26 protein-coding genes and 1 pseudogene are annotated in these 24,919 nt (G+C 71.7%); 12 read left to right on the top strand and 15 right to left on the bottom strand.

All coding sequences use genetic code 11. The features are described 5' to 3' along the window. Positions 1-33: 33 nt before the first annotated feature. From ACGFK0_RS07555 to ACGFK0_RS07520, 8 genes are all read right to left on the bottom strand, one after another. A complete protein-coding gene (locus tag ACGFK0_RS07555; protein ID WP_392901520.1) occupies positions 34-984 on the bottom strand; it encodes an electron transfer flavoprotein subunit alpha/FixB family protein in 951 nt (316 codons plus the stop codon). A 23-nt stretch (positions 985-1,007) separates the two neighbouring features. Then, complete coding sequence (locus ACGFK0_RS07550; protein ID WP_392901518.1) at positions 1,008-1,787, bottom strand: electron transfer flavoprotein subunit beta/FixA family protein; 780 nt, start codon at positions 1,785-1,787, stop codon at positions 1,008-1,010. A gap of 275 nt (positions 1,788-2,062) precedes the next feature. After that, a complete protein-coding gene (locus ACGFK0_RS07545; RefSeq protein WP_392901516.1) occupies positions 2,063-3,388 on the bottom strand; it encodes a hypothetical protein in 1,326 nt (441 codons plus the stop codon). 61 nt (positions 3,389-3,449) lie between these two features. Then, complete coding sequence (locus ACGFK0_RS07540; protein WP_392901514.1) at positions 3,450-5,369, bottom strand: serine/threonine-protein kinase; 1,920 nt, start codon at positions 5,367-5,369, stop codon at positions 3,450-3,452. Positions 5,370-5,421: 52 nt separating this feature from the next. Beyond that, positions 5,422-6,243 (bottom strand): serine/threonine-protein kinase, encoded by an 822-nt coding sequence (locus ACGFK0_RS07535; RefSeq protein ID WP_392901512.1) that lies wholly within the window; start codon positions 6,241-6,243, stop codon positions 5,422-5,424. A gap of 41 nt (positions 6,244-6,284) precedes the next feature. After that, entirely contained in the window at positions 6,285-7,235 is a 951-nt protein-coding gene (locus ACGFK0_RS07530; protein ID WP_392901510.1) for an acyl-ACP desaturase, read from the bottom strand. 220 nt (positions 7,236-7,455) lie between these two features. Beyond that, positions 7,456-8,235, bottom strand: coding sequence for an SDR family NAD(P)-dependent oxidoreductase (locus ACGFK0_RS07525; RefSeq protein ID WP_392901508.1), 780 nt, complete (start codon positions 8,233-8,235; stop codon positions 7,456-7,458). 126 nt (positions 8,236-8,361) lie between these two features. Next, on the bottom strand, positions 8,362-9,144 hold the full coding sequence (locus ACGFK0_RS07520; protein ID WP_392901506.1) for an enoyl-CoA hydratase/isomerase family protein: 783 nt from the start codon (positions 9,142-9,144) through the stop codon (positions 8,362-8,364). Positions 9,145-9,277: 133 nt separating this feature from the next. Here ACGFK0_RS07520 and ACGFK0_RS07515 point away from each other — a divergent pair, with 133 nt between their 5' ends. The 3 genes from ACGFK0_RS07515 to ACGFK0_RS07505 all read left to right on the top strand — a co-directional run bounded on the left by ACGFK0_RS07515 (position 9,278) and on the right by ACGFK0_RS07505 (position 14,264). Then, entirely contained in the window at positions 9,278-12,292 is a 3,015-nt protein-coding gene (locus tag ACGFK0_RS07515) for a DEAD/DEAH box helicase (RefSeq protein ID WP_392901504.1), read from the top strand. After that, on the top strand, positions 12,292-13,080 hold the full coding sequence (locus tag ACGFK0_RS07510) for an SWIM zinc finger family protein (RefSeq protein WP_392901502.1): 789 nt from the start codon (positions 12,292-12,294) through the stop codon (positions 13,078-13,080). The genes ACGFK0_RS07515 and ACGFK0_RS07510 overlap by 1 nt, the downstream gene beginning before the upstream one ends. Positions 13,081-13,271: 191 nt before the next feature. After that, positions 13,272-14,264 (top strand): Fic family protein, encoded by a 993-nt coding sequence (locus ACGFK0_RS07505; RefSeq protein WP_392901501.1) that lies wholly within the window; start codon positions 13,272-13,274, stop codon positions 14,262-14,264. Positions 14,265-14,702: 438 nt separating this feature from the next. Here the strand turns inward: ACGFK0_RS07505 and ACGFK0_RS07500 are convergent, their stop codons facing one another. The 4 genes and pseudogenes from ACGFK0_RS07500 to ACGFK0_RS07485 form a co-directional block, all read right to left on the bottom strand. After that, positions 14,703-14,804 carry a DUF397 domain-containing protein gene (locus ACGFK0_RS07500; protein ID WP_392901499.1) on the bottom strand — a complete coding sequence of 34 codons (102 nt, stop codon included), beginning with the start codon at positions 14,802-14,804 and terminating at the stop codon, positions 14,703-14,705. Positions 14,805-14,818: 14 nt separating this feature from the next. Next, positions 14,819-14,965 (bottom strand): DUF397 domain-containing protein, encoded by a 147-nt coding sequence (locus ACGFK0_RS07495; protein ID WP_392902832.1) that lies wholly within the window; start codon positions 14,963-14,965, stop codon positions 14,819-14,821. A gap of 35 nt (positions 14,966-15,000) precedes the next feature. Beyond that, positions 15,001-15,222 (bottom strand): DUF397 domain-containing protein, encoded by a 222-nt coding sequence (locus ACGFK0_RS07490; RefSeq protein WP_392902829.1) that lies wholly within the window; start codon positions 15,220-15,222, stop codon positions 15,001-15,003. Further along, positions 15,152-15,523 (bottom strand): annotated as a pseudogene (locus ACGFK0_RS07485) (DUF5753 domain-containing protein); the annotation flags it as partial. The gene ACGFK0_RS07490 and the pseudogene ACGFK0_RS07485, both read right to left, overlap by 71 nt. A 125-nt stretch (positions 15,524-15,648) precedes the next feature. Here ACGFK0_RS07485 and ACGFK0_RS07480 point away from each other — a divergent pair. From ACGFK0_RS07480 to ACGFK0_RS07465, 4 genes are read left to right on the top strand one after another with little or no spacing between them, the layout of a single operon-like run. Continuing rightward, positions 15,649-16,002 carry a hypothetical protein gene (locus tag ACGFK0_RS07480; RefSeq protein WP_392901497.1) on the top strand — a complete coding sequence of 118 codons (354 nt, stop codon included), beginning with the start codon at positions 15,649-15,651 and terminating at the stop codon, positions 16,000-16,002. After that, on the top strand, positions 15,999-16,289 hold the full coding sequence (locus ACGFK0_RS07475) for a hypothetical protein (protein ID WP_392901495.1): 291 nt from the start codon (positions 15,999-16,001) through the stop codon (positions 16,287-16,289). The genes ACGFK0_RS07480 and ACGFK0_RS07475 overlap by 4 nt, the downstream gene beginning before the upstream one ends. Further along, complete coding sequence (locus tag ACGFK0_RS07470) at positions 16,286-16,420, top strand: hypothetical protein (protein WP_392901493.1); 135 nt, start codon at positions 16,286-16,288, stop codon at positions 16,418-16,420. The genes ACGFK0_RS07475 and ACGFK0_RS07470 overlap by 4 nt, the downstream gene beginning before the upstream one ends. A gap of 47 nt (positions 16,421-16,467) precedes the next feature. Next, complete coding sequence (locus ACGFK0_RS07465; RefSeq protein WP_392901491.1) at positions 16,468-16,797, top strand: hypothetical protein; 330 nt, start codon at positions 16,468-16,470, stop codon at positions 16,795-16,797. A gap of 157 nt (positions 16,798-16,954) precedes the next feature. On the opposite strand, the gene ACGFK0_RS07460 is transcribed toward ACGFK0_RS07465, so the two are convergent. Continuing rightward, a complete protein-coding gene (locus ACGFK0_RS07460) occupies positions 16,955-17,827 on the bottom strand; it encodes an alpha/beta fold hydrolase (protein ID WP_392901489.1) in 873 nt (290 codons plus the stop codon). A gap of 74 nt (positions 17,828-17,901) precedes the next feature. Continuing rightward, on the bottom strand, positions 17,902-19,077 hold the full coding sequence (locus tag ACGFK0_RS07455) for a sensor histidine kinase (protein WP_392901487.1): 1,176 nt from the start codon (positions 19,075-19,077) through the stop codon (positions 17,902-17,904). Between the two features lie 151 nt (positions 19,078-19,228). Between ACGFK0_RS07455 and ACGFK0_RS07450 the strand changes: the two genes are divergently transcribed. Genes ACGFK0_RS07450 through ACGFK0_RS07435 form a run of 4 tightly spaced genes read left to right on the top strand, consistent with a single transcriptional unit; the run spans position 19,229 to position 21,875 of the window. Next, on the top strand, positions 19,229-20,125 hold the full coding sequence (locus tag ACGFK0_RS07450; RefSeq protein WP_392901485.1) for an ABC transporter ATP-binding protein: 897 nt from the start codon (positions 19,229-19,231) through the stop codon (positions 20,123-20,125). Then, positions 20,122-20,976, top strand: a complete 855-nt coding sequence (locus ACGFK0_RS07445; protein WP_392901483.1) for an ABC transporter permease — start codon at positions 20,122-20,124, stop codon at positions 20,974-20,976. Before ACGFK0_RS07450 ends, ACGFK0_RS07445 begins: the two co-directional genes overlap by 4 nt. Before the next feature lie 25 nt (positions 20,977-21,001). Then, positions 21,002-21,274: a helix-turn-helix transcriptional regulator gene (locus ACGFK0_RS07440; protein ID WP_392901481.1), complete on the top strand. Its 273-nt coding sequence runs from the start codon at positions 21,002-21,004 to the stop codon at positions 21,272-21,274. Positions 21,275-21,302: 28 nt separating this feature from the next. Beyond that, the gene (locus ACGFK0_RS07435) at positions 21,303-21,875 is read left to right on the top strand and encodes a hypothetical protein (protein WP_392901479.1); all 573 of its coding nucleotides are present in this window, start codon (positions 21,303-21,305) and stop codon (positions 21,873-21,875) included. On the opposite strand, the gene glgP is transcribed toward ACGFK0_RS07435, so the two are convergent. After that, a complete protein-coding gene (gene glgP, locus ACGFK0_RS07430) occupies positions 21,872-24,508 on the bottom strand; it encodes an alpha-glucan family phosphorylase (RefSeq protein WP_392901477.1) in 2,637 nt (878 codons plus the stop codon). The two genes, ACGFK0_RS07435 and glgP, sit on opposite strands and share 4 nt — an antisense overlap. A gap of 272 nt (positions 24,509-24,780) precedes the next feature. On the opposite strand from glgP, the gene ACGFK0_RS07425 reads away from it, so the two are divergent. Beyond that, a partial coding sequence (locus ACGFK0_RS07425) for a maltotransferase domain-containing protein (RefSeq protein ID WP_392902826.1) occupies positions 24,781-24,919 on the top strand: 139 nt, incomplete at its 3' end.

Genomic DNA, 24,919 nt, shown 5'->3' with positions numbered 1-24,919 from the left:
TCCGGTGGTCGTCGCCGGGGCTTTCGCGCGAGGTCACTTGCGCTTGGTGATCTCCTCGGTGAGCTGCGGCGCGACCTGGAAGAGGTCGCCCACGATCCCGTAGTCGACGAGCTCGAAGATCGGCGCCTCGGGGTCCTTGTTGATGGCGATGATGGTCTTCGAGGTCTGCATTCCGGCCCGGTGCTGGATGGCACCGGAGATGCCGACCGCGATGTACAGCTGCGGCGACACGGTCTTGCCGGTCTGGCCGACCTGGAACGAGTGCGGGTACCAGCCCGCGTCGGTCGCGGCGCGGGACGCGCCGACGGCCGCGCCGAGCGAGTCGGCCAGGCCCTCGATGATCGAGAAGTTCTCGGCGCCGCCGACGCCGCGGCCGCCGGACACGACGATCGCGGCCTCGGTCAGGTCCGGGCGCTCGCCCTTCTCCTGGACGACCTTCTCGACGATCTTGGCGCCCTTGTCGGCGTCCGACAGCGTGACCGAAACCTGCTCCTCCGCCGGAGTGGCGGGGGACGCCTCGGGGGCGACCGAGTTCGGCCGGACGGCGATGATCGGCGTGCCGGTCTTCACCTTGGCGTGCGCGATGATCCCGCCGCCGAAGATGGAGTGCTCTGCGACGAAGCCGTCGGTGACGTCCACGACGTCGGTGAGCACACCGGAGCCGGTCTTGACCGCGAGGCGGCCCGCGATCTCCTTGCCCTCGGCGGTCGCGGCGACCAGCACCGCGGCCGGGGACCCGGCGCCGACGAGCTGGGCGAGCAGCGCGGCCTTCGGGGCGACGACGTAGGAGGTCAGCTCCTCGTCGGCGGCCACGTAGACCTTGCCGGCGCCGTACTCGCCGAGCTTGTCCTTGGCGTTCTCATAGCCCGGGCCGACCCATACCGCGGCGGCCTCGCCGAGCCGGTTCGCCAGCGTCAGCAGTTCGAGCGTGACCTTCTTGACCTCACCGTCGACGTGGTCGACGAGGACGAGAATCTCTGCCATTTTTCGCTAATCCCCTTCCCCGGTCAGACGAACTTCTTCGACGCGAGGAACTCGGCGATCTTCGCGCCGCCGTCGCCCTCGTCGGTGACGATCTCACCCTTGGCGCGCGGCGGCGCCTCGGCGAAGTCGACCACTTCGGTGGCGGCGTTCGCCAGGCCCACCTGGGACGCGTCGATGCCGGCGTCGCCCAGGCCGAGCGTCTCGACCGGCTTCTTCTTGGCCGCCATGATCCCCTTGAACGAGGGGTAGCGCGGCTCGTTGATCTTCTCGACGACGCTGACGACCGCGGGCAGGCTCGCCTCGACCCGGTCGAAACCGTAGTCGGTCTGGCGCTGTGCCTTGATGGACGTCCCGTCGATCTCGACCTTGTTGGCGAGCGACACCTGCGCGGCGCCCAGCCGCTCGGCGAGCATCGCGGCGAGGACGCCGGTGCGCGCGTCGGTGGACTCCGAGCCGAGCACCACCAGGTCGAACCCGGTGCGGCCGAGGGCCTGCTGGATGGCGTACGAGGTCTGCAGCGCGTCGGAGCCCGCGAGACCGTCGTCGACGAGGTGGACGGCCTTGTCGGCGCCCATGGCCAGGGACTTGCGGATCGAGTCGGTGGCCTTGTCGGGACCCATGGTCAGGACGGTCACCTCGCCGCCGTGGGCCTCCTTGATGCGCAGCGCCTCTTCGATCGCGTACTCATCGAGTTCGTTGATGACACCGTCCGCCGCAGCGCGGTCGAGCGTGCTGTCATCGGACTTCAGCTTGCGCGGGCTCTCCGTATCGGGAACCTGCTTCACCAGGACGACGATGTTCATGGCCGGTGGCCGACCTCCCTGCACTCAGTTGGCCGCCGAGTTGAGCGGCGGAGGGGCGCCGCCCATGGCGGGTCGACGCGGACATGCTTTTCGAAGTCACAGCCTGCCAAACACCCGAACGTGCTTCGGAGCCGGGTCCCTGATAGGGCCGTGCACCACAGATGTTACTTGCGAGTAGCCTATCGGCAAATCCCAGTTCGTGAGACCTTACCCACGTGGCCGCCGGATTCGCGGCGACCACCGCGTCCCGAACCCGGCGTGACGCACTTCACGTCTCAGAACCGGTTGACGGCGGTCTGCAGGCGGTCCATGGTGCCCTCCACCGAACTCTGCAGCCCGTACATCGGCGAGAAGCTCGGCGTCAGCGTCAGGGCCCCGACCACCGCGAGCAGGGCCAGGACGCCGAGAACGGCGCCCGCCGCCGCGATGTGCCGCGGCCGCCGCGCGGCCGACACGAACATCCTCTCCAGCTGACGCCGCGGGCCGTTGACGCCCGGCGCCGTCCACAGCACCGCCGCGCCCGCCCCGGCGCCGAACGCGGCGGCGCTGAGCGAGTCGATCTCCCCGCCCACCGCCGACACCGCGACGAGCCCGAGCGGAACGGCGACCGTGAACGCCGCCGCGTACGGGACGGTCAGCAGCGTCCGCCCGCACGCCCACGCCCAGCCCCCCGCCGTCGTTCCCGCCACCCGCAGCAGCGTCACGGCGCCCAGCGACAGCACGAGCCCCGCGACCGGCGCGATGACCACCAGGGCGACCGCGATCACCACGACCATCGCCGCCAGCAGCCGCGCCCAGCCCCGCGCCACGGCCAGCCGCTGCGCCCCGCCGGCCGTCTCCGGGGCCCCGGCCGCATCCGGTGACGCGGCTACGGGCGTCGCCGCGGGTGCGGGCGCGGGCGTGGCCGCCGCGGAAAGAGCGGGGCCGGAACGGGTGGACGGCGCGGACGGCAACTCCAGCCGGGACGTCGCCTCCACCAGCTCAGCCGCATCCGGGCGTACACCGGCATCGAGGTCCGCGGCCGCCTCCGCCAGCGGGCGCAGGTCCGCGGGCAGCGCGTCCAGGGGCGGCGGGCCGGGTGCGGCCCGGGCGGCCGCGCCGGCGGCGGCGAAGGCCACGGCCGCGGCCCACGCCCGGACGTCGTCCGCCGCCGTGGGACCGGCCGTCAGCCCGAAGTCGATGACGACGGGCGCGTCGTCCACGACCAGGATCGTCCCGGGGCCGAGTTCACCGTGCACGAGACCGGCCCCATGGATGGCGGCGAGGGCCTTGGCCAGCCCGAACGCCAGCCTGCGCAGCGCGTCACCCGGCATCGGGCCCCGCTCGGCGACCGTCTCCTCGAGCGGCCGCCCCGGAACGAACCGGGACACGACGTACGGGGTGGGCGCGGCGGCGTCCCCGTCCAGGACGTCCACCACGTAGGGGCAGAGCACCTCGCGCATCCGCGCGATGTCGGGCGCCGCGCCCGGCGGGAGAAGCCTGATCGCCACGTCGCGCCCGTCGGGCCCGGCGGCACGATGGACGGCGCCGTCCCCGGCGCCCAGCCGGGACAGCAGCCGGTAGGGGCCGATGTGCTCTTGGTGGCTCGTTTCGCCGCTCATAATGGGTCGCCACCCTACCGACCGGGGATGTCCCGCCGGGCCGATCCGGACGAAGGGGTCGCTACATGCCGGGAATGCCGGAGACGAGTTCGCGGACGTCGGCGCGCAGGCCCTCCAGGTCCTGGCTCATCCCGTCCAGCGGGGTGGTGTCGGGCGGCCCCTCCTGGGACATCACGACCAGCACCGCCGCGAAGACGCCCAGGATGAGGGCACCGGCGAGCGCGGCCTCGGCGCGCGGCAGCAGCGCGCCCCAGATCCGGGCCAGCTGCCGCCGCGGCGCGCCGCTGCCCGGCGCGAGGCACAGCAGCCCGATCACCGCCATGGCGGAGTAGGCGATGGCCTTCGATGCGGTCATGTCGGACTTGGCGAAGATCAGCACGCCGAGCAGGATCATCCCCGCCATGACGCTGAGCGACGTCCACAGGACCGTGGACATCACCGCGCCCGGCAGGTGCAGTGGCGTCCGGAACGCCGCCGCGACCGCGTCGCCCGTGCGTGGGCCCCGCCGCGTCTGGCGTCCCTCCATGCCCTTGGCGGCCTTGTCCGCCATCCGCAGGACGAGCACGCCGCCGATGGTGACGAAGAGCGCGAGCAGCGGCACGATGTTGGCGAACCCGAGCAGCGCCACCAGGACGATGAAGCTGAGCACCCGGTACCAGCCGTAGGGCTTGCGGCGGTCCTTGTCCCCGCGTGTCTCCGGTCCGCGCGCCGCGTCCGCGCGCCGCTGCGCGTCCTGTGCCCGCTGGTCGTACGGCCCGGGCTGGGCCGGCCCCGGCCCGCGCTGAAGCGCCCCCTGGTTCGGCGGCGGCTGGTTCGGCGGCGGCCCGTACTGCGGCGGGTATCCGCCCTGGGCGTAGGGGGCCGGCGGCGCGTAGCCGCGTCCTTGGAACTGCTCCCCCGCCTTGTAGGGCGCGGGGCCCGGCGGCGGGACGGGCGGGGGCGCCGCCGGCGGCAGCTGCCCCACGAAGTCGCTGGGCTGCGCCGGGGCCGGGGCGGGCGTCGGCGCCGGGATCGCGCTCCCGCCCGGGGTGGTGGGAAGCGCCGGGGTGTCCTGGGGCGGCGGTGCGGCCACCGGCATGGAGAACATCCGGGAGTGGTCGGGCGCGGGCTCCTCCACCGGCTGCGACATGCCGGGCGAGTAGTGCTGGTCGACCCGGGTCTGGTCGGTGATGGTGGCTTCGATGTGGATGCGCCGGGTGAGCTGCACCAGATTGACCGCGGTGGGACGCTCGGCCGGGTTCCGCGCCATCGCCGACCGCAGCACGGGCAGCATCGCGTCGGGCACGCCGCCCAGGTCAGGCGTGCCCTGCATGATCTTGTAGAAGATCGACTCGAAGGTGCCGGAGCCGAACGGCGGGCGTCCCGTCGCGGCGTAGGCGACCGTGCCGGCCCAGGCGTGCACGTCCGACGGCGGGCCCGCGTCCTCACCCTCGATGATCTCCGGGGCCAGATAGCCGGGGGTACCGATCACCATGCCGGTCGCGGTCAGCCGCGTCGCGTCCGCGCCCTGCGCGATACCGAAGTCGATCACGACGGGCTCGCTGTCCACGAGCATCACGTTGCCGGGCTTCATGTCCCGGTGCACGATCCCGGCGCCGTGGATCGCCGACAGCGCCGACGCCAGCCCCACCCCGAGCCGCTGCAGAGCGGGCCCGTAGATCGGCCCGGACTCCTCGACGATCTCTTCCAGTGTCTGGCCGGGCACGTACTGGGTCACGATGTAGGGCTGCTCGGCCGTCACGTCGGCGTCGAGGATCTCGGCGACGTGCGGGCTGTGCACCCGGCGCATCGAGTCGACCTCGCGGGCCAGCCGGCGACGCGCGGTGGCGTCCCCCGCGACCGCGGGCCGCAGCACCTTGATGGCGACGTTGCGCCCTTCGGAGTCGGCGCCGAGGTAGACGACGCCCATACCCCCTTCGCCGAGGGTCTGAAGCACGCTGTAGTGGCCGATTCGGTCCCCGGACGTGACGGCTCCCTTCATCGTTTCCGAAACCCTACCCTCGCCGATCCGGCCGGGAAGATCCAATCGCGCATCAGGCGGCCACCACGCCGTCGCCCTTGACGGCCGCGCCGCCGTCCGCGAGCGCCCCGGCGAACCAGCGCGCGGGCGGGCGCCTTGACGGGTCGCGCCGGAACGCCGCCCGCAGCAGCCCGGCCAGCCGCTCCGGGGCGCCGTCGAGGTCGGCCTGGCCGCGCAGGATCCGGAAGCACACGCCGTGCAGCGAGCCCCGCCCGAACGGCGGCCGGCCCGTCGCCGCGTACGCGACCGTCGCCGCCCACGAGAACACGTCCGACGCCGCGGTGGCGCGCTCCCCCTCGATCAGCTCCGGCGCCAGGTAGGCGGGCGTCCCCACGACCATCCCGCGCTTGGTGATCTGCTCGGCGCCGGACTCGTGCGCGATCCCGAAGTCGATCAGCGTCGGCCGGTCGCCCATCACGATCACGTTGCCGGGCGCGACGTCGCGATGCAGCACGCCCGCGTCGTGGACGTCCCCCAGCGCGAGCGCCAGCCGCCGCGCGAACCGGACGAGCCGGTCGTGCCGCAGCGGCCCGTACGCCCCGACCAGATCGCCCAGCGGGCAGCCGGGCACGTACTCCATGGCCACGTGCGGCCGTTCCGCCGCGACCTGGCCGCCGAGGAGCCGCGCCACGTACGCGCTGCGGACCCGCGCCTGCGCCGACATCTCCCGTGCCAGCCGGCTGACCGCCTCCGGCTCCCCCACCAGCTCCGGGCTCAGCTCCTTCACCGCGACCTCCCGGCCGCGGTGATCCATCGCCAGGTACACCACCGCGGTGCTGCCCCGGCCGATCTCGTCCAGCAACCGATACCCGCCCAGTCGCCGATATGTCCCCATATCTCCTTTGACGCCAGGAAACGGGCTCCCGTTCCCGGGAGTCAGCCGTTGCGGGCGGCCTGGCGGGCGCGGCGCTCCTCGCGGCGGGTCTCGAACTTGGTGGCGGACGCGTCGAGCTGCTCCAGGAACTCGCCGAGCTCCTCGCGGGCCTTCTCCCCGTCGCCGGACAGGTCGGTGCGGTCGAACACGTTCCACTTGCGCAGCACCGGGATGAGCACGTCGTCGTGGTGGAGCCGCATGTCGTAGATGCCGGCGTTGGCGATGACGACGGACTTGCGGAGGAAGCCGTCGATGCTGTGCCCGGGCATGTGGAACGTCGTCACGACGTCGGTGATCGCCCGCATCGTCTCGTTCGGGGCGGCCTCCATCGCGGCGCCCATCAGGTTCCGGTAGAAGATCATGTGGAGATTCTCGTCGGCGGCGATGCGGGTCATCATCTGCTCGCAGACGGGGTCGCCGGACGCCTTGCCGGTGTTGCGGTGCGAGACGCGGGTCGCGAGCTCCTGGAACGACACGTACGCCGTCCCGTGCAGGAACGAGTCGCCGTGGTCGGCCTCGTAGCCGGCCTCCATGTGGTGCATGCGGGCGCGCTCCAGCGCGACCGGGTCGACCGCGCGAGTCACGGTGAGGTAGTCGCGCAGGGCGATGCCGTGCCGGTTCTCCTCGGCCGTCCACCGGTTGACCCAGGTGCCCCAGGCGCCCTCGCGGCCGTACACGGTGGCGATGGCGCGGTGGTAGCCGGGCAGGTTGTCCTCGGTGAGCAGGTTGACGATGAGCGACTCGCGCGCCTCCACGCTCAGCTTCGACTGCTCCAGCGACCACGGCTCGCCGTCCAGCGGGCCGTCGAAGTCGCGGCCCTCGCTCCAGGGGACGTACTGGTGCGGGAACCATTCCTTGGCCATCGACAGGTGCCGGTTGAGCTCCGTCTCGACCACCGGCTCGAGGTCGATCAGCATGCCGGTCTGGAACTTTTCTTCGGGGGTCACGGACATGTGGTTCCTTCGCTGGACGAGTGGTCTTGCCGGACGGTGCCGCCGCGCCCGCGGCGATCAGAGGGCCGCCCAGCAGGCCGTACACAACCTACTCAAGCGTAGGTTCGATCGTCGCCACTCGGCACGAGGTGCGTCAAGTCAGCGCCGTGACAATCAACCCGCGGCGAGTTTTGTAGATCCCGAGCAAAAGCAGCGTGACAACGCTCACCCGGTGCCGGCGTCACCGTGTGTCGGCGGCCTGCTGCCACATGCGGTTGACGGCGGCCCTGAGCAGCGGTCTCGGGACCAGCTTCAACGCGGGGAACGCCGCCTTGTACTGCATCCCGGGGATGCACAGCGCACGTCCGGCCGACACCGCGTCCAGCCCGGCGCCCGCCACGTCGTCGCGCCGCAGCCACAGCAGGTTGGACGGGCCGTGCGCGCCGGACTGCTCGTCGGTGCGGGTGAACCCGGGGCACAACGCCGTCACGTGGACGCCCTTGCCGGCGACCTCCGCGTGCAGGCTCTCGGAGAACGCCGCCACGTACGCCTTGGTCGCCCCGTACGTCGCGCTGCCGGGCGAGGGGGCGAAGCCCGCCATCGACGCGACGTTCAGCACCCCGCCCCGGCCGCGTTCGACCATCCCCGGCACGGCGGCGTGGGTCAGCCGCACGAGCGCGGTCACATTGAGCTCGATCTGCGCGAGATGGTCGTCCAGCGGCAGTTCGGCGAACGCTCCGAAAGCGCCGTACCCGGCGTTGTTGACCAGCAACTCGACCGGGTCGGCGCGCAGCCGCCCCTCGACCTCGGCGCGCTGCCCCGGGTCGGTGAGGTCGGCCGCCACCACCTCCACGGCGACCCGGTACCGCTCGACGAGCTCGCGGGCCAGCCCGTCCAGCAGCTCGGCCCGGCGCGCCACGATCACCAGATCGGTGCCGCGGCCGGCCAGGAGGCGGGCGAAGCTCTCGCCGATGCCGCTGGACGCGCCCGTCACGAGCGCGGTTCGGTACGCGTGTCGCATGGCGGGAGATGCTATCGGCCGATCCCCACAACCCCGGGCAGCACACCCAAAAACACACGTAACGTTTCAGCCCCCAAGTTTCCGGCATCCCGCGGACGTCATCCCGTGACGCGCGGGAGCGGGCCGTCAGCGGCCCGTGAACTTCGCCTTGCCGGGGCCTTCCTCCATGAAGCTCTTCATGCCGGCGGCCTGGTCCTCGGTGGCGAACAGCGCGGCGAACTGGGTGCGCTCGATCTCCAGGCCCGTGTCGAGGTCGACCTCCAGGCCCGCGTTGATGGCCTGCTTGGCGGCGCGCAGCGCGATCGCGGGGCCGCCGACGAAGCTCGCCGCCCATTCCCTCGCGGCCGTGTAGACGTCGGCGTCCGGGACGACCCGGTCGACGAGCCCCAGGGCGAGGGCCTCGGCGGCCGCGACGTGCCGTCCGGAGAAGATCAGGTCCTTGGCCTTGGACGGGCCGACCAGCCGCGACAGCCGCTGCGTGCCGCCCGCGCCGGGGATGATGCCGAGCTGGATCTCCGGCTGCCCCACCTTCGCGCCCTCGCCCGCGACCCGGAAGTCGGCGGTCAGCGCCACTTCGAGGCCGCCGCCGAGGGCGTACCCGGTGATCGCGGCGATGACCGGCTTCGGGATCCCGGCGAGCGCCTTCGCGAAGTCCTGCAGCAGCCGCGAGTGGCCCGCCGACATCTGCGCGTACGACATCGGGGCCATCTCCTTGATGTCCGCGCCGGCCGCGAACACCTTCTCCCCGCCGTACAGGACGACGGCGCCGACCGCCTCGTCCTGCGTGACCTCCCGGGCCGCGTCGATCAGCTCCCGCTGCATCTGGGCGTTCAGGGCGTTCATCTTCGGACGGTCCAGCCTGATCGTCGCGATCCCGTCCTCGACCTCGACCCGTACGAACTCGCCCACGGCGACCCTCCATGAAACTCGGCGGCGGAACGTTTCGAGCCTAGCCAGGGGCCGGGCCGGTGTGACGGGCGGCGTCCCGAGTCACGGCTGTCATACGCCGGGACGTCGGAGGCGGCTGGTAGCTTCGTTGACCATGCTCGTCGCCCACGCCACCTGGCATGGCGGTGCGCTCTGCCTCTGGGCCGAACGCACCGGCCCGCACGAGCCTTCACCGGACGTCCACCCCTTCGCGACCTGCGACTTCACCGGCACGTCCTACGAGCCGCTCGTCCGCACCGCGTTCCGCGTCGAGCTGGCGCTGTCGCTGCCGACGCTCGGCGACCATCCGCTGCCGTCGGCGGAACTGGGCCCCGAGCCGGTGCGGGACGAGCCCGAACTGCGTCCGTGGCGGGTCCCGGCGCTCGTCCTGGAGCCGTTCCCCGCGATGGCGCTGCTCCAGGCCGCCGAGCACAGCGCCGACGTGATCCCCGGCACCGACCTGCGCTTCCTGTGCGTGATCGCCGACGAGGCCGTCCATCTCACCGGGCGCGGCCAGGTGCTGCCCGCCCTGCTGCGCGAGGACGGCGAGCTCGTGGCCCGCTGGCGTCCGGTGATCGACGACCCGGCCCGGTTCCGCGCGCTGGCCCGCGCCATGCCCGCCGCGTGCCGGGCCGCCGATGGCGGGCGTCCCGCCGGCGCGGTGCTGCGCGAGGCGCTGTCCGGCCTGGTCGACACCGCCGTCCGCGGCGTGGTGCCGCATCCGCTGCTGGTGTCCCGCCGCAAGGTCCCGGACCGGCTGCCGCTGGCCGAACGCTGGGTGGCGGCGCTGACGGGGCCGTCGCCGCAGGTCGCCCGCGAGCCGCGCGACGACCCCGCCGACCTGATCGCCGAGCTGGACGCGTGGGCCGCCGCCGCGCGCCGCCCGTCCGGCCCGCTGCGCGTCTGCTTCCGCCTCGCCGAGCCGGGCGCGGAGCAGTGGGACGTGGAGGACGAGGAACTCGCCGGGGAACCCGAAAACGACGACTCCTGGCGGGTCGAGTTCGCCCTCCAGGGCACCGACGACCCGAGCCTCTACGTGCCCGCCGCGATGGTGTGGGCGGGTGAGGCGACGTCGATCCCGGACGCCGAGGAGACGCTCCTCGCCGGCCTCGGCCGCGCGCTGCGCCTGTTCCCCGACATCGCGCCGGCCCTGGACGGCCCGGCACCCGGCGAGCTGATCCTCGACACCGCCGGTGCGTTCCGTTTCCTCCGCCAGGCGGCCCCGATGCTGGCCGCCGCGGGCTTCGGCGTCCTGCTCCCCCAGTGGGCGGGCAAGGCCAAGCTCGGCATGAAGCTGACGACCCGCAGCGAAGACCCCGAGGCGTCGTCCGGTTCGGCCATGGCCTCGGGCTTCGACATGAAGGCCATGGTCGACTTCCGCTGGGACCTCGCCATCGGCGACGACAGCATCGACGAGGCCGAGCTGGAGGAGCTGGCCCGCCTGAAGACGCCGCTCGTCCGGCTGCGCGGCCAGTGGGTCGAGCTGGACGAACGGCAGCTCGAAGCGGCCCTCGACTTCCTCCGCCACCCCCGCCGCGGCCGGATGAGCGCCGCAGAGGCGATCCGCGCGGTCATCCACGCCGACGAGGACGCCCTTCCCCTCACCGGGGTGGACGCGGGCGGCGCCCTCGGCGACCTCCTCTCCGGCGAGGCCGACCGCCGCCTCACCCCGATGCACACGCCCGACGAACTGGACGCCGAACTGCGGCCCTACCAGGAACGCGGCCTCGCCTGGCTGACCTTCATGAACGATTTGGGGCTAGGTGCCCTACTTGCGGACGATATGGGATTGGGGAAAACGATCTCCGTTTTGTCCCTACTTGTCCATGAAAGAGAGAAAGGCCCCCACCCTGACCCGACGCTGGCGATCCTGCCGATGTCGCTGGTGGGGAACTGGCAGCGGGAGGCGGCGCGGTTCACCCCCAAGCTGCGCGTCTACGTCCATCATGGGACGGGACGGCACCGCGGCGACGACCTCGCCCAGGCGGTCGCGGGCGCCGATCTGGTGCTGACGACCTACGGGACGGCGGCACGGGACGCGGAGACGCTCACGGAGTTCGAGTGGGGACGGATCGTCTGCGACGAGGCGCAGGCGCTCAAGAACAGCGGGACGCGGCAGGCCAGGGCGGTGCGGAGCATCCCGGCGCGGACCCGGATCGCGCTCACCGGCACCCCGGTGGAGAACCACCTCACCGAACTTTGGTCGATCATGGAGTTCGCCAACCCGGGCCTGCTCGGGCCGCGCAGCGCGTTCCGGCAGCGCTTTGCCATCCCGATCGAGCGCGAGGGCGACGAGCAGGCGGCCATCGCGTTGAAGCGGGCGACGCAGCCGTTCATCCTCCGCCGCCTCAAGACCGACAAGTCGATCATCTCGGATCTGCCGGAGAAGCAGGAGATCAAGGTCTACTGCAACCTCACCACCGAGCAGGCGTCGCTCTACCAGGCGACCGTGGACGACATGCTCCAGCAGATCGCCGAGGCGGAGGAGGCGAAGCGGCGCGGGCTCGTCCTGGCGACGATGGCCAAGCTGAAGCAGGTCTGCAACCATCCGGCGCAGCTGCTCAAGGACGGCTCCCGGCTCCCCGGCCGCTCCGGCAAGCTCGAACGCCTCGAAGAGATCTGCGCCGAAGTCCTGGAACAGGGTGAGAAGGCCCTCGTCTTCACCCAGTACGCCGCGTTCGGCTCCATGCTCCAGCCCTACCTGGCCGCACGCCTGGAGCGGCCCGTGCTGTGGCTGCACGGCGGGACGTCCAAGCAGGGCCGGGACGACCTCGTCCAGCGGTTCCAGGAGGACGACGAGCCCGCGATCTTCCTGCTGTCCCTCAAGGCGGCCGGGACGGGACTGACGCTGACCGCCGCCAACCACGTCGTGCACGTCGACCGCTGGTGGAACCCGGCCGTCGAGGACCAGGCCACCGACCGCGCGTTCCGCATCGGGCAGACCCGCAACGTCCAGGTCCGCAAGTTCATCTGCGTCGGGACGATGGAGGAGCGCGTCGACGAGATGATCGAGCGCAAGAAGGCCCTCGCCGAGTCGATCGTCGGCACCGGCGAAGACTGGCTCACCGAGCTGTCGGTCGCCGAACTGCGCGACGTCCTGCGCCTGTCCCCCGAGGCGGTGAGCGACTGATGAGCGACGGCATCAAGGCCCGCACCAAACGAGGTTCGATCGGCGCCCAGTGGTGGTCGCGCCGCTTCATCGACCTCCTCGAATCGTTCGCCGACAAGGGCCGCCTGTCACGCGGCCGCACGTACGCGCGCAAGGGCATGGTGTTCGACCTGAAGGTCGCGCCGCACGAGGTGACCGCGAAAGTGCACGGTTCGGCACCGGACCCGTACGAGGTGGCGCTCGGCATCGACGCGATCGACGTGGGCGACTGGCGGGCGGTGGAGAAGGAGCTGGCGTCCCGCGCGGTGTTCCGCGCCCGCCTGCTCGCCGGTGAGATGCCGCCGGAGATCGAGTGGGTGTTCGCCGAGCTGGGCTTGTCGCTGTTCCCGGCGTCGGCGTCCGACCTCCACCTGATGTGCGACTGCCCCGACTGGGGCGACCCGTGCAAGCACGCCGCGGCCGTCCTGTACCTGCTGGCCGAAGCGTTCGACGACGACCCGTTCCTCATCCTCCAGTGGAACGGACGCGGCAAAGACCAACTCCTGGCGGCCCTGCGGCGCGGCACCGAGACCGAGCCCGACCCCCTGGCCATGGAGGATGAGCCGCTGACGGCCTCCGGGTTCTGGACGCCCCCCTCGGGCATGGCCCATCTCCGCGACCGCCCGTCCACACCCCCCGTCCCACCCGGCTTCGTCCTCCAGATGGCCACTCCCCCACCCATCAAGATCCGCCGCCGCCCCCTCACCGACGTGCTGACCCCCGCCTACGAGGCCCTCAGCACCCAGGACACTAACGACCCATCCGGCTGACGGCCTGCGCGGCAAGGTAGGCGGAGTGCAGAGCAAGATGCGTCGTAAACCTGCTGGCCGGGCCAGCTACTTGATAAGTTCAATTAGCTTCTTGGGCGGGTTATCAACTTGTCAAGGCCGTCCCTGTCCGGTGGACGTCCATTGAGATGCGGAGGTGTCCCGTGAGCCGGGGACGACCGAGCAGGGCAGTCGTGTATCAGCGGCTGGACAAGGCTCTGGCCGAGCTGAACCAGAGATACGGCGGTCTGCCCGATCCCCGCGAGGCACGGGCGATCTGGGATGACATCTGGCATCTGGAGGCACACCACTCGACCGCCCTGGAAGGGAACACGCTGGTGCTGCGCGAGGTCCAACTACTGTTGGATCAAGGCCGGGCCGTCGGCGCAAAATCTTTGAAGGAGTACAACGAGGTTCGTGGATATGCCGATGCCGCACGGTGGGTCTACCGGCAGGCGCTCGAACCCGGAGACTGGCACGACGGACGGCTCCTGACGGTCGGGGAAGTGCGTCAGATCCATCACATGGCCATGACGCCCGTTTGGGACGTCGCACCGCATCCAGATGCCACCCAGCGTGAGTCGCCAGGGAACTTTCGAGAGCACGACATACAGCCGTTCTCCGCCGGAATGGTGCCGCCGGCTTGGCCTCTCGTCCCGGCTCGCTTGGAGGAGTGGATCGGGCAAGTCTGCCTGCTGGGCAAGGGTGCCGGTGAAGACGGCGATGGCCAGCCGCTTCCGGAGTTCCTCGCACGGTTGCACAACACCTTCGAGCAGGTGCACCCGTTCATTGACGGCAACGGCCGAACCGGCCGACTGGTCCTCAACCTGATCTTGGTACGCCTGGGATACCCGCCCGTGATCATCTTTAAGAAGCAGCGAGATGCCTACCTGATGGCCATGCAGCGGGCGGACGCCGGTGACCCTGGGTCGTTGGGTGAGCTGATCGCACGGGCGATGCATGACAACTTGAACCGGTTCATCGTGCCGAACGTGGCAGGACCGGCCCGAATGGTTCCCCTTGCAGCGCTCGTCGATGAGGAGTTCTCGCTCCCTGCCCTCCGGCAGGCGGCACAGCGCGGGCGGTTGGAGGCGTTTCAGGGATCCGATGGGATATGGCGCAGTTCCCGCAAAGCGGTGGACGCGTACCGGGAATCAAGACACCAGCGGAGGCCCAGGCAGGAGTGAACGACGAGGATCGTCGGCGGCGGCGCGTTTCGGATGACACGAGGTGATCGGCGAGTACGACGCTTCGCTGGCGGTCGGGCTCAAGGTTCCCCGGTGCAAGCTCGTCGTCAAGCACCACCAGGAGGAGGGTGCCTACACGGTCTGGCTGATCGACCCGTGGTCAGGTTCATGGGCCGGCAGCCTCGCGCACGAGCCGGACGCCGAGGCGTTCGAGATCCGCCAGCACGGGGGGCCGGAGCCTGTGGGACGAGGTGGAGGCCGCCGCCTACCACTGGTGGGATGGTCTCGGCCAACCCGCCGCCGACCGCTGGGGCATCACCGTGGCACCCGATGGCCAGCAACTCTGGCTCGACGGCGGAGAGGACGGGTAATGAACACGAGGCCCGGGGTCGCCTGCGTGTTCAGCGTGGTCGGTTTTGTTCTCATTGCGGTGGCCGACTACCCGTCGTGCCGTCCGGCGCGTACCTGGGCCACGAAGGTGGCCCATGCCTGTGGGCTGAACGCGAGGTGACCGGCGTCCGGGGCCTTGCTGTCGCGCACCCTGATGTTCGTCACTAGGTCGGCGACCTCGACGCAGGCACCGCCCGCACTTTGCTGTGGCTGCTCTTCCGCCACTCCACGCTGTCGGCGACCCGGGCGATCTCCACGCAGTTACCGTTTTGGCCACTTCGCAAACTCTTGCGCCACGTGGTGAGAGTCACGACCAAGCTGTGCACCCCGCACCTCCTTGTTGTGATCAGTGGGCCTGGAGGTCGTATACCCCCGCCTTGACCTTCAGCGCGAAAGCCGCCCACTCGTCCAGACGAAAGGACAGTGCCAGGCCTTCCGGATCCTTGGAATCCCGGATGGCGGTGGTCACGAGTCGGCGACCAGGGGCGACGTAAGCTGTAGAGCGAAAACGAGCCGACCATGGCCGGGTGTTCTCCTGCAGAGAAGGGAAGGACCTGGACGACCACATTGAGTCTGTCCCGTTCCTCGGTCAGATGCCGCAACTGGGCCGCCATGATCGCCGAACTGCCGACCACCTGCCGGACCGCTCCTTCGTTGATCACGACCCAGAGTTGCGGGGAGTCCTTCTCCTCAAAGAGCGCCTGGCGAGCAAGCCGTACCTCCACGCGCTGGTCGATGATCTCTTGGGAGTCGCTCGGACGTGCGGCGCGAATCACCGCGCGTGCGTAGTCCGGCGTCTGCAGCAGTCCGGGAACGAGCGCCTGATGGTAGGTCTGGATCAGCGAGGCTTCGGTTTCGATGCCGATCATGGTCCGCGTCTCGGTGGGCAGAGTGGGGCCGTAGGACTCCCACCACCCTCGTTCCCTCGCCCTGCGAGCGATGTCGAGCAGGCGGTTCACCTGTCGGAGATCGTCCACGCCGTAGAGATCGGGCGGTGCTGCAATCACCGAGCCCGGGGCCTGAGCCCGGCTGGAAGGAGTCGGACCTGTGGGCAATCTACCGAAGCCCCCGCCGCCTGGCGGGACGGGACGTGACGCGGGAGCGGCTCCGGCTGCTCGTTCAGCTGATGTGGGCCTTGCATGAGATGGGGCGCGGCTCGGTGCTGTACATGGACGCGAAAGCCGAGCCGGTGTTGTCGGTTCCGGTGGTGGCGCGGCGGCGGGCGATGGCGGTGCTCGTCGTCCAGGAGCGGGGCGGCGGGTGGTCCTACCTATGGGACGCGGCCCACACGATGCCGGTCGGTTCGGTGCTCGTCGCGGCGCGCCAGATCGCGGGGGTCGCGCGATGATCGTCTGGGGCGAGGTGCACACCGAGCGGATGACCTCGCGCGGGGTGCTGGACGTGCGGGAGGTCCGGGCGCGGGTGCGGCGGACGCTGGTGGGCGCATTGGCCGGGGACCTGGACGGGTTCGACCTGGAAGACGTCGACCTGATGGTCTGCGAGATCGTCACCAACGCGATCCGGCACAGCGGCAGCGGCAGGCCGGGCGGCGGGGTGTGGGTGACCGTTCTCGTCTCGCGGGACGGCTTCGGGTGGAGGTCCAGGACGACGGAGGCTCGGGTGGGCGGCCGGTGATCCCGGCGCAGGGCGCAGGCTGGAGCGAGTCGGGTCGGGGCCTGATGGTGGTGAACGGGCTGGCGGAGCGGTGGGGCACGCTGCCGGGGCCGGACGGCCGGTTCACGGTCTGGTTCGAGGCGACCCGGTGAAGAGGCGGCGCGCTTGGGCGGCGGGGCGGCGGGGCGTGGTTCTGGCGGTGTTGCGGAGGCTGGGGCCTGGTGGGGCGCGTACGGCCGGGGAAGGGGCCGTCCCGGAGGTCGTGTTCCTGTTCGCGGCCCTGGGGCCGGAGGCACGGCAGGCGTTGGAGACGCTGCCGGAGGAGGCGCGGGTGTGGCGGACGCTGGCGCGGATGGAGGAGGCGCGGGCACGGGTCCGGTCCCGGGAAGGGCACATCTGGGACTCGGGGGTGTGCGCCGGGCGGGCCCAGGCATACTGGACGGCGGCGGCCCAGTTGGAAGATCTCCTGATGGAATCGCTTGGGCTGTGGGAACAGTATGAGCGGCAGGCCGGCGACGGCATCAGGTGACCGGCCCACCCACCGATCGGAATCCGCCGCCGCTTCGTCTGGCCCCGGCCCGCGACGCCCTCAGCGCGCGCGACACCGGCGACCGCCCGGACTGATGGCCGCTGTTCGCCCGAGTCGGTGGCTTGAGGCCGGAAAGGTGGGCTGAGCCGGCCGGCGGTCAGGCGGCGCCGTCAAGGACTTCGCGTAGTTTGCGGGCGAAGGCGGCGGGCTGTCCGGCCTGGCCGAACTCGCCTCCCAGGAAGCCGCCGTGGTGGCTCGGGAACACCGTCGCCCGCTGGCCGAGCAGTTCGGCCGTTGCCGCCGCGGTGCGGGCGGTGAACGTGCCCTGGGACTCCTCGCCCACTGCGATCACGATCCGCGTGGGCGCCGCGGTGAGCGCGTCGGTGTCGGGCCGGAGACTGCTGACCGCCCAGGACCGGTCGGAGAGCAGCGGGTCGTCGCGGGAGCCGTCGTCCTCGGCCGGCATCCCGAACGTGGCAGGGTCCGGTGCGGGCTGGGCGAAGTAGTCGTCGGTGAACTCGCCCTGCCACGACGTCATCGCGATGAACGCCGCCATGCCGGCGCCCCAGCCCTTCTTCTCGTACACGTCCCGGACACCGGCCCGGGCGCGCTCGGCGGCCTCGGCGTCGGGGAGCACCGGAATGAGCGGGGGCTCGTGCGCCACCAGGGTGGTGACGTCGCCGGGGTACGCCGCCACGAGGGCGAGCGCGGTCACCGCGCCGCCGCTGCTCGCGAACATCTCGACCGGGCCCGCGCCGAGCGCCTCGATGACGGCGTGCACGTCGGCGGCCTGGGGGCCGGGTGCGTGGTCGTCACGGCCGTCCTTGCGGGTGCTGCGGCCGAGGCCGCGCGGGTCGTAGGTGATCACGGTGCGGTCGGGAAAGTGCGACGCCAGCGTGCGGAAGCCGGTGGCGTCCATGGGCTGGCCGATCATGACCAGTGGCGGGCGCCCGGCTGCGGTCGGCAGCGGGCCGTCCACGTCGTAGGCGATGTCGGCATCGGGCGTCTGGAGCGTCTGCGCAGTCTTCATGGTGATGTCGACCACGTTCGCGTCGAGAAGTCATCGGTCCCCGCGTTTCGTTTCCGAGCGGTGGCCGGGCGGGATCAGAGCGGGAGGCGGGCGTGGACGGTGAAGCCGCCGTCCGGGCCGGGGCCGGCCTCCAGGGTGCCGCCGAGGGATCGGGCGCGGTCGCGCATTCCGCGGATGCCGCTGCCGTCCTCGGACAGTGTGCCCGGCCTCGGCTTTCCGTCATCCTCCACGCCGACCGTCACGTGGGCGCCGGCGTAGCCGATGCGGACCACGGCGGCGGACGCGTTGGAGTGGCGGGTCACGTTGGTGAGGGCCTCTTGGACGATGCGGTACGCGGCGAGGTCGGTCTCGGCGGGCAGGGGGCGCGGCTCGCCCTCGATCTCCGTCCGGACGGTGAGGCCGGCGGCGGCGATGCCGTCGGTCAGCTCGTCCAGCCGGGCCAGGCCGGGTGGCGGCGTGACGGGGGCGGCCTCGTCGACCTGCCGCAGGACGCCGAGGGTGGCGCGCATCTCGCGGAGGGTGTCCTTGCTGGCCTGCTTGATGGCGGTGAGGGCGTCCTCGGCGCGTTCCGGCTCGCGGCGCAGGCCGTGCAGCGCCGCCGTGGCCTGCACGTTGATCAGCGAGATGTTGTGGCCGAGGACGTCGTGCAGTTCGCGGGCGATGCGGAGCCGCTCCTCGATGGCGCGGCGCCGCGCCTCCAGGTCGCGGCCGCGTTCGGCGACGCGGGCGCGTTCCTCGGCCTCCCGCAGGTAGGCGCGCCGGTTGCGGACGACGCCGCCGATCGCGATGACCGCGACGAACCACCCGACGAGCAGGAAACCGGCCGCGTCCTCGATGTGGCTGGCGTCGCCGCGGTTGCCGTACGCGGTCGCCGCCAGCGCGAGGCCCGCCAGGACGGAGGCCGCCACCAGGTGCCCTTCCGCCGCCGCCGTGTACAGGGCGATGGCGAACGTGACGATGAGCAGGCCGTCGGGCTCGGTCAGCGGGTAGTAGAGGCCGGTCGCGACGAGCGTGACGGCCGCCACGGCGACGGGGTGGCGGCGGCGGAAGTACAGCGCCGAGCACGCGATGACCAGCATCGCCCAGCCCGCCGCGGGCATGAGGGCGCGGTCGTCCTTCTCCTCCGCCAGGACGCTGAGGGTCGACAGGAGCATGCACCCCAGGACCATGAGCACGTCGGCGTAGCGGCCGCGCGGCGGCCACCGGAGGGCCCGCGCGACACCGCCGTCCCGCAGACCCGGTGTTGGCACCCGTCCATCCTGCCAGGGCGGGGACGGGGTCAGGCGCGGCGCCGGCCGGCTTGCGAGTCTGCGATGAAATGTAGTACTACTGCTATCAATAGATGTAGAGGTATGGCAGGTGAGCCAAGTCTCCATATCGGAGGTAGCAGGGGGTGTACGCATGGGTGAGACGGTGATCCGGACGCGGGATCTGCGGATGCGCTACGGCCGCGCCGAGGCGCTGCGCGGCGTCGATCTCGACGTCGGGGCGGGCGAGGTAGTGGCGCTGCTCGGCCCGAACGGCGCGGGCAAGACGACCACGATCGAGATCCTCGAAGGATTCCGGCGCCGCTCCGCCGGGGAGGTCACGGTGTTCGGCACCGACCCCGGCAAGGGCGGCGACGCCTGGCGGGCCCGTCTCGGCATCGTCCTGCAGAACTGGCAGGACCATCCGCGCTGGGGCGTCCGGCAGTTGCTCACCCACATCGCCGGCTTCTACGGCCGGCCGCGCGACCCGGACGACCTGCTGGAGGTCATGGGGCTCACCGGGCAGGCCGGGCAGGCGGTGTCGCGGCTGTCGGGCGGCCAGCGCCGCAGGCTGGACGTCGCGCTCGGCATCGTGGGCCGCCCCGAGCTGCTGTTCCTGGACGAGCCGACCAGCGGCTTCGACCCGCAGGCCCGCCGGGAGTTCCACGAGCTGGTCGAACGCCTGGCGCGGGACGAGGGCATGACGGTGCTGCTGACGACGCACGACCTGGCCGAGGCCGAACGGCTGGCCGACCGCATCGCGATCCTGGTGGGCGGCGCCGTGACCGTCTGCGGGACCCCGTCCGGGCTGGCATCGGTCGTGCGGGCCGCGTCGGAGGTGAGCTGGGTCGAGGGCGGCGCGCCGCGTACCGAGCGCACGTCCGACCCGTCCCGGTTGGCCTTCGAGCTGCACCGGCGGTTCGGCGGGCCGGTCCCGGGCCTGGAGGTCCGGCGGCCGTCGCTGGAGCAGAGCTACCTCGACCTGGTCGCGGGCGCGACCGGGCCGATCACCGATTCCGCCCAGGACTTCGAGGACAGGGGGGCGGCATGAACACGCACACGTTGAAGATCGGAATCCGCAGGGGATGGGCGGAGCACGTGCACTTCCTGCGCAGCCGCAAAGAGCTGGTCTCCGGACTGATCGGCACCGTGGGGATCTACGTGCTGCTGGTCCGCTGGCAGGGCGACACGCCCGTGGAGGGCACGGGGCAGTCCCAGGCGGTCCTGATGACGGCCGGATTCGTCGCGTTCTCCTTGTTCTCGGCGGCGCTGATGAATTTGCCGATGGGGATCTCGGCGGACCGGGAGGAGGGCACGCTGCTGCGGCTGCGGACGGTGCCCGGCGGTCCCTCCGCCTACCTGGCCGGGCGCGCGGTCTCGGTGCTGCTGCAGATCGCCGTTCACGTGCTGCTCATGCTGGTCGCGGGCGCGGCGTTCGCCGGGCTCGGCCTGCCGTCCTCGCCCGGCGACTGGCTGACCCTGGGCTGGGTGCTGGCGCTCGGCACGCTGTCGGTCGTCCCGATCGGCGCGGCGATCGGGGCCCTGCTGCCCGGGCCGCGCAACGCCGCGAGCATCCTGTCGCTGCCGCTGATGGCGCTCATGCTCATCTCCGGCGTGATGTACCCGGTGACGCGGCTGCCGGAGGGCGTCCAGTGGGTCGCGCAGGTGTTCCCGCTGTACTGGCAGGGCCTCGGCCTCCGGTCGGTGTTCCTGCCCGACTCGATGGCGGTCGCCGAGATCGGCGGGAGCTGGCGCCTGCCGGAGACCGCCGCCGTGCTCGGCGCCTGGGCCGTGGCGGGGGTACTGACCGCGCCGTGGCTGCTGCTGCGGGCGACCCGGCGCGAGTCCGGCGCGCGGCTGGCCGAACGCCAGGAGCGCCGGGCCGCCCAGGGCGCGTTCTGACCGCCGGCTGCGGGAGACTGGGCCGGTGGCGGCGGAACGCAGGGCGGACGGCAAGTCGGACGGCAGGGCCGACAAGGAGAACGTCCACAACCGGATCGCGGTGCTGAGGGCCGAGCGCGGCGTCTCGCGCCGCGAGCTGGCGACGGCGCTGGGTGTCCACTACCAGACGATCGGGTACCTGGAACGCGGCGAGTACAGCCCGAGCCTGCATCTCGCGCTGCGCATCGCCGGGTTCTTCGAGGTGCCGGTCGAGGTCGTGTTCTCGCTGACGCCGTTCCCCCGGCTGGGGAGCACATGATGAGGAAGCCAAAACGGGAGGCGCGCCGATGAGAACGCCCTGGACGCGTGCCCAGAAGGACGCCATCGAGAGGGACCCGCTGCCCTCCTGGCACGCGACGCGGCGCCGCCGGCGCGTGCTCGTCGGAGCGGGCGCGGCGGCCACCGCCATGGTGTGGGCCGGGACGGTCGTCTCGTGGAACCTCGCCCCGAGCGACACCGCGATGTACTGGACGATCGGCCTGCTCATCCTGGCGGTGCTGATCGCGGTGCCGGTGATCAGCGTGCTGAACATCGCCACCCGGGGGACGGTGTCGCTGTCGGAGCGGCAGCTCGACGAGCGCCAGGTGGCCGAGCGGCTCCGCGCCTACACGGTCGCGCACCAGGTCATGCTGGTGCTGCTGGTCGTGGTCGTCGCGGTGGTCTTCAGCGTCCCCGGCGACCGCGGCACGTTCATCCCGATGGCGGCGATCGTCACGGGGATCATCTCGCTGTTCCTCACGCACCTGCTGATGCCGGTGCTCGTCGCCGGGTGGCGGCAGCCCGACCCGCCGCCCGACGACGACGAAGACGAAGAGGACACCGGTGAGGAGGACGCCGGCGAGGAAGGCGAGACGGCTTAGCGCAGGTCGCCGTTCGTCATGCCCTGCGGGGCGGGCGGCAGCGCCACCAGGCCCATCTCCGCCCGTCCCGACAGCAGCGGATGCCTCGGCACCACCCGGACGCTGTACCCGAACGCGCCGCTGCGTCCCAGCGGGACCTCCCCGGCGTACCGGAGCCGTCCGTCCTCCGCCGGGCCGCTCCGGTCCAGTTCCAGATGGGACGGGTCGATCAGCGCGTCGGAGTCGTCCACCCGGCCGTAGACGGCCTCGACGGCGACGTCGCCGGGGTCGAGGCCGCCGAGGTCGACGACGACCCGCACCGACAGCCGCGCGCCGACCTGCGGGCTCTCCTCCCCGTTGGACTCGACGTGCTCGACGGCGACGCGCGGCCACGCGTCCCGGACCCGCCTCTTCCACGCCGCCAGCGTCCGCGCCCCCGCGAACTTGTCGGCGACCATGAAGCGTTCGGACACGGCGGCGGGGACGTAGAGCTCCTCGACGTAGTCGCGCAGCATCCGGGAGGCGAGGACCTTCGGGCCGAGGGTGACGATGGTGTGCTTCACCATCTCCAGCCAGCGGCGCGGCAGCCCGGCCGAGTCCCGGTCGTAGAAGGTGACCGAGACGTGGTCCTCGATCAGCTCGTACAGCGCGGCGGCCTCCAGCTCGTCGCGCCGGTCGGGCGCGGCGAGGCCGTCGGCGGACGGGACCGCCCAGCCGTTCTGGCCGTCGTACCACTCGTCCCACCAGCCGTCGCGGATCGACAGGTTCAGCGCGCCGTTCAGCGCCGCCTTCATCCCGGACGTGCCGCACGCCTCCAGCGGACGCAGCGGGTTGTTCATCCACACGTCGCAGCCCTGCACCATGAGCTGCCCGAGCGCCATGTCGTAGTCGGGCAGGAACACGATCCGGTGCCGGACGTCCTCCTCCCCGGTGAACCGCACGATGTCCTGGATCAGCCGCTTGCCGCCCTCGTCGGCCGGATGCGCCTTCCCCGCGATGACGATCTGCACGGGACGGTCCGGGTCCAGGAGGATCGAGCGGAGCCTGTCCGGGTCGCTCATCATCAGCGTCAGCCGCTTGTAGGACGGGACGCGCCGCGCGAACCCGATCGTCAGGACGTCCGGGTCGAGGGCGTCGTCGATCCAGGAGATCTCGGCCTCGCTCGCCCCGCGCTGCCGCCACGACTCGCGGAGCCTGCGCCGCGCGTCCAGGACGAGCCGCCGCCGCAGCAGGCTCCGCATCCGCCAGATCTCGGCCTCGGAGACACCGCGCACGCCCTCCCAGCCGCGCCCGGACTCCATCAGCGAAGGCAGCTCACGGGCGGCCAGCTCCAGCACCTCGCGGGCCACCCAGGTGCCCGCGTGCACGCCGTTGGTGATCGACCCGACGGGGACCTCGGCGGTGTCGAACCCGCCCCACAGCCCGCCGAACATCTCGCGGCTGACCTGCCCGTGCAGCTCGCTGACGCCGTTGACGCGCTGCGCCAGCCGCATCCCCATCACGGCCATGTTGAACACGGTGCGGTCGCCGCCGGGATAGTCCTCCGCGCCGAGCGCCAGGACCCGGTCGGCGGGGACCTGCTGCGTCTCGTTCACGCCGCCGAAGTACCGGCTGATCAGCTCGCGGGGGAACCGGTCGATGCCGGCCGGGACGGGCGTGTGCGTGGTGAACACCGTGCCCGCCCGGGTCGCCTCCAGCGCCTCGTCGAACGTCAGGCCGGCCTCCGACACCAGCTCGCGGATGCGTTCCAGGCCGAGGAAGCCCGCGTGCCCCTCGTTGGTGTGGAAAACCTCGGGCGCCGGATGCCCGGTGATGCGGCAGTACGCGCGGATCGCCCGGACGCCGCCGATGCCGAGCAGCATCTCCTGCAGCAGCCGGTGATCGCCGCCGCCCCCGTACAGCCGGTCGGTGACGTCCCGCGCGGACTGGTCGTTCTCTTCGACGTCGGAGTCGAGGAGCAGCTGCGGGACGCGTCCGACCTGCGCGATCCACACCTGTGCCTGCAGTCCCCGGGACTGTGTCTCACCCCCGTGGCCGCGCCCCGCCGCCCCCGCGGGGAGCCCGATGGCGACGCGGACCGGCGTCCCGTCCCGCTCGCGGAGCAGCGTCAGCGGCAGGCCGTTGGGGTCGATCGCCGGGTAGTGCTCCAGCTGCCAGCCGTCCGGCGACAGCGACTGGGAGAAGTAGCCGTGCCGGTACAGCAGCCCGACCCCGAGGATCGGGACGCCGAGGTCGCTCGCGGTCTTCAGGTGGTCGCCGGCCAGGATGCCGAGGCCGCCGGAGTACTGCGGCAGCGCGGCGGTGATCCCGTACTCGGGTGAGAAGTAGGCGATGCAGTCGGGGGTGTCGGCGTCCGAGCGCGACTGGTACCAGCGCGGCGCCGTCAGGTACTCGCGCAGGTCCTCGGCGGTGTCCTGCAGGCGGCGCAGGAAGGGCCGGTCCTCCGCCAGCCGCTCCAGCCGCTCCGGTGCGACCTCGCCGAGCAGCCTGACCGGGTCGTGGTGGACGGCCTGCCACAGGGCGGGGTCCACGGCGCGGAACAGGTCGAGCGTCTCGTGGTGCCAGGACCAGCGCAGGTTGAGGACGAGCTCCTCAAGCTGCCGGAGCGGCCCGGGAAGGACGGTGCGTACCGTGAAACGTCGGATTGCCTTCACACAACGTCACGCTATGCGCTGTTCGCCGATGGTGCGACAGCCGGGGCGGGGAGCGGCGCGGCCCCGACCGTTCCGAGGGGCGCCCTTGAACTCCGCGATTCGCCAGGTCACAGGGTTTTCCGCGGCGCACGCGCCCGCGATTCGGATCGATGAGCTGCACTCACCCACCGTCGCCGGGACGGCGCGCAAAGTTATCGGAAACTACCGGACGGTAGCCGCCGGATCGCGGGCATGGGACGTTTCGGAAGTCTCGCAGGGGTAGGGGATGGCTCATGCACGTCGAGTTCGGAACGTCCAGCACGACCGGCATTCCGAGGCTCGGCCGCATTCCGATTCTGGACGTGGCGCCGGTGGTGGGGTGCGGCCGGTGGCCGGCCAAGGCGGTGGTGGGTGAGACGGTCGAGGTGTCGG

It is taken from the genome of Spirillospora sp. NPDC048823 (assembly GCF_043198445.1).
Taxonomy (GTDB): Bacteria; Actinomycetota; Actinomycetes; order Streptosporangiales; family Streptosporangiaceae; genus Spirillospora.
The sequence above is the reverse complement of the archived record's forward strand: the minus strand, read 5'-3'. Positions and strand labels throughout refer to the sequence as shown.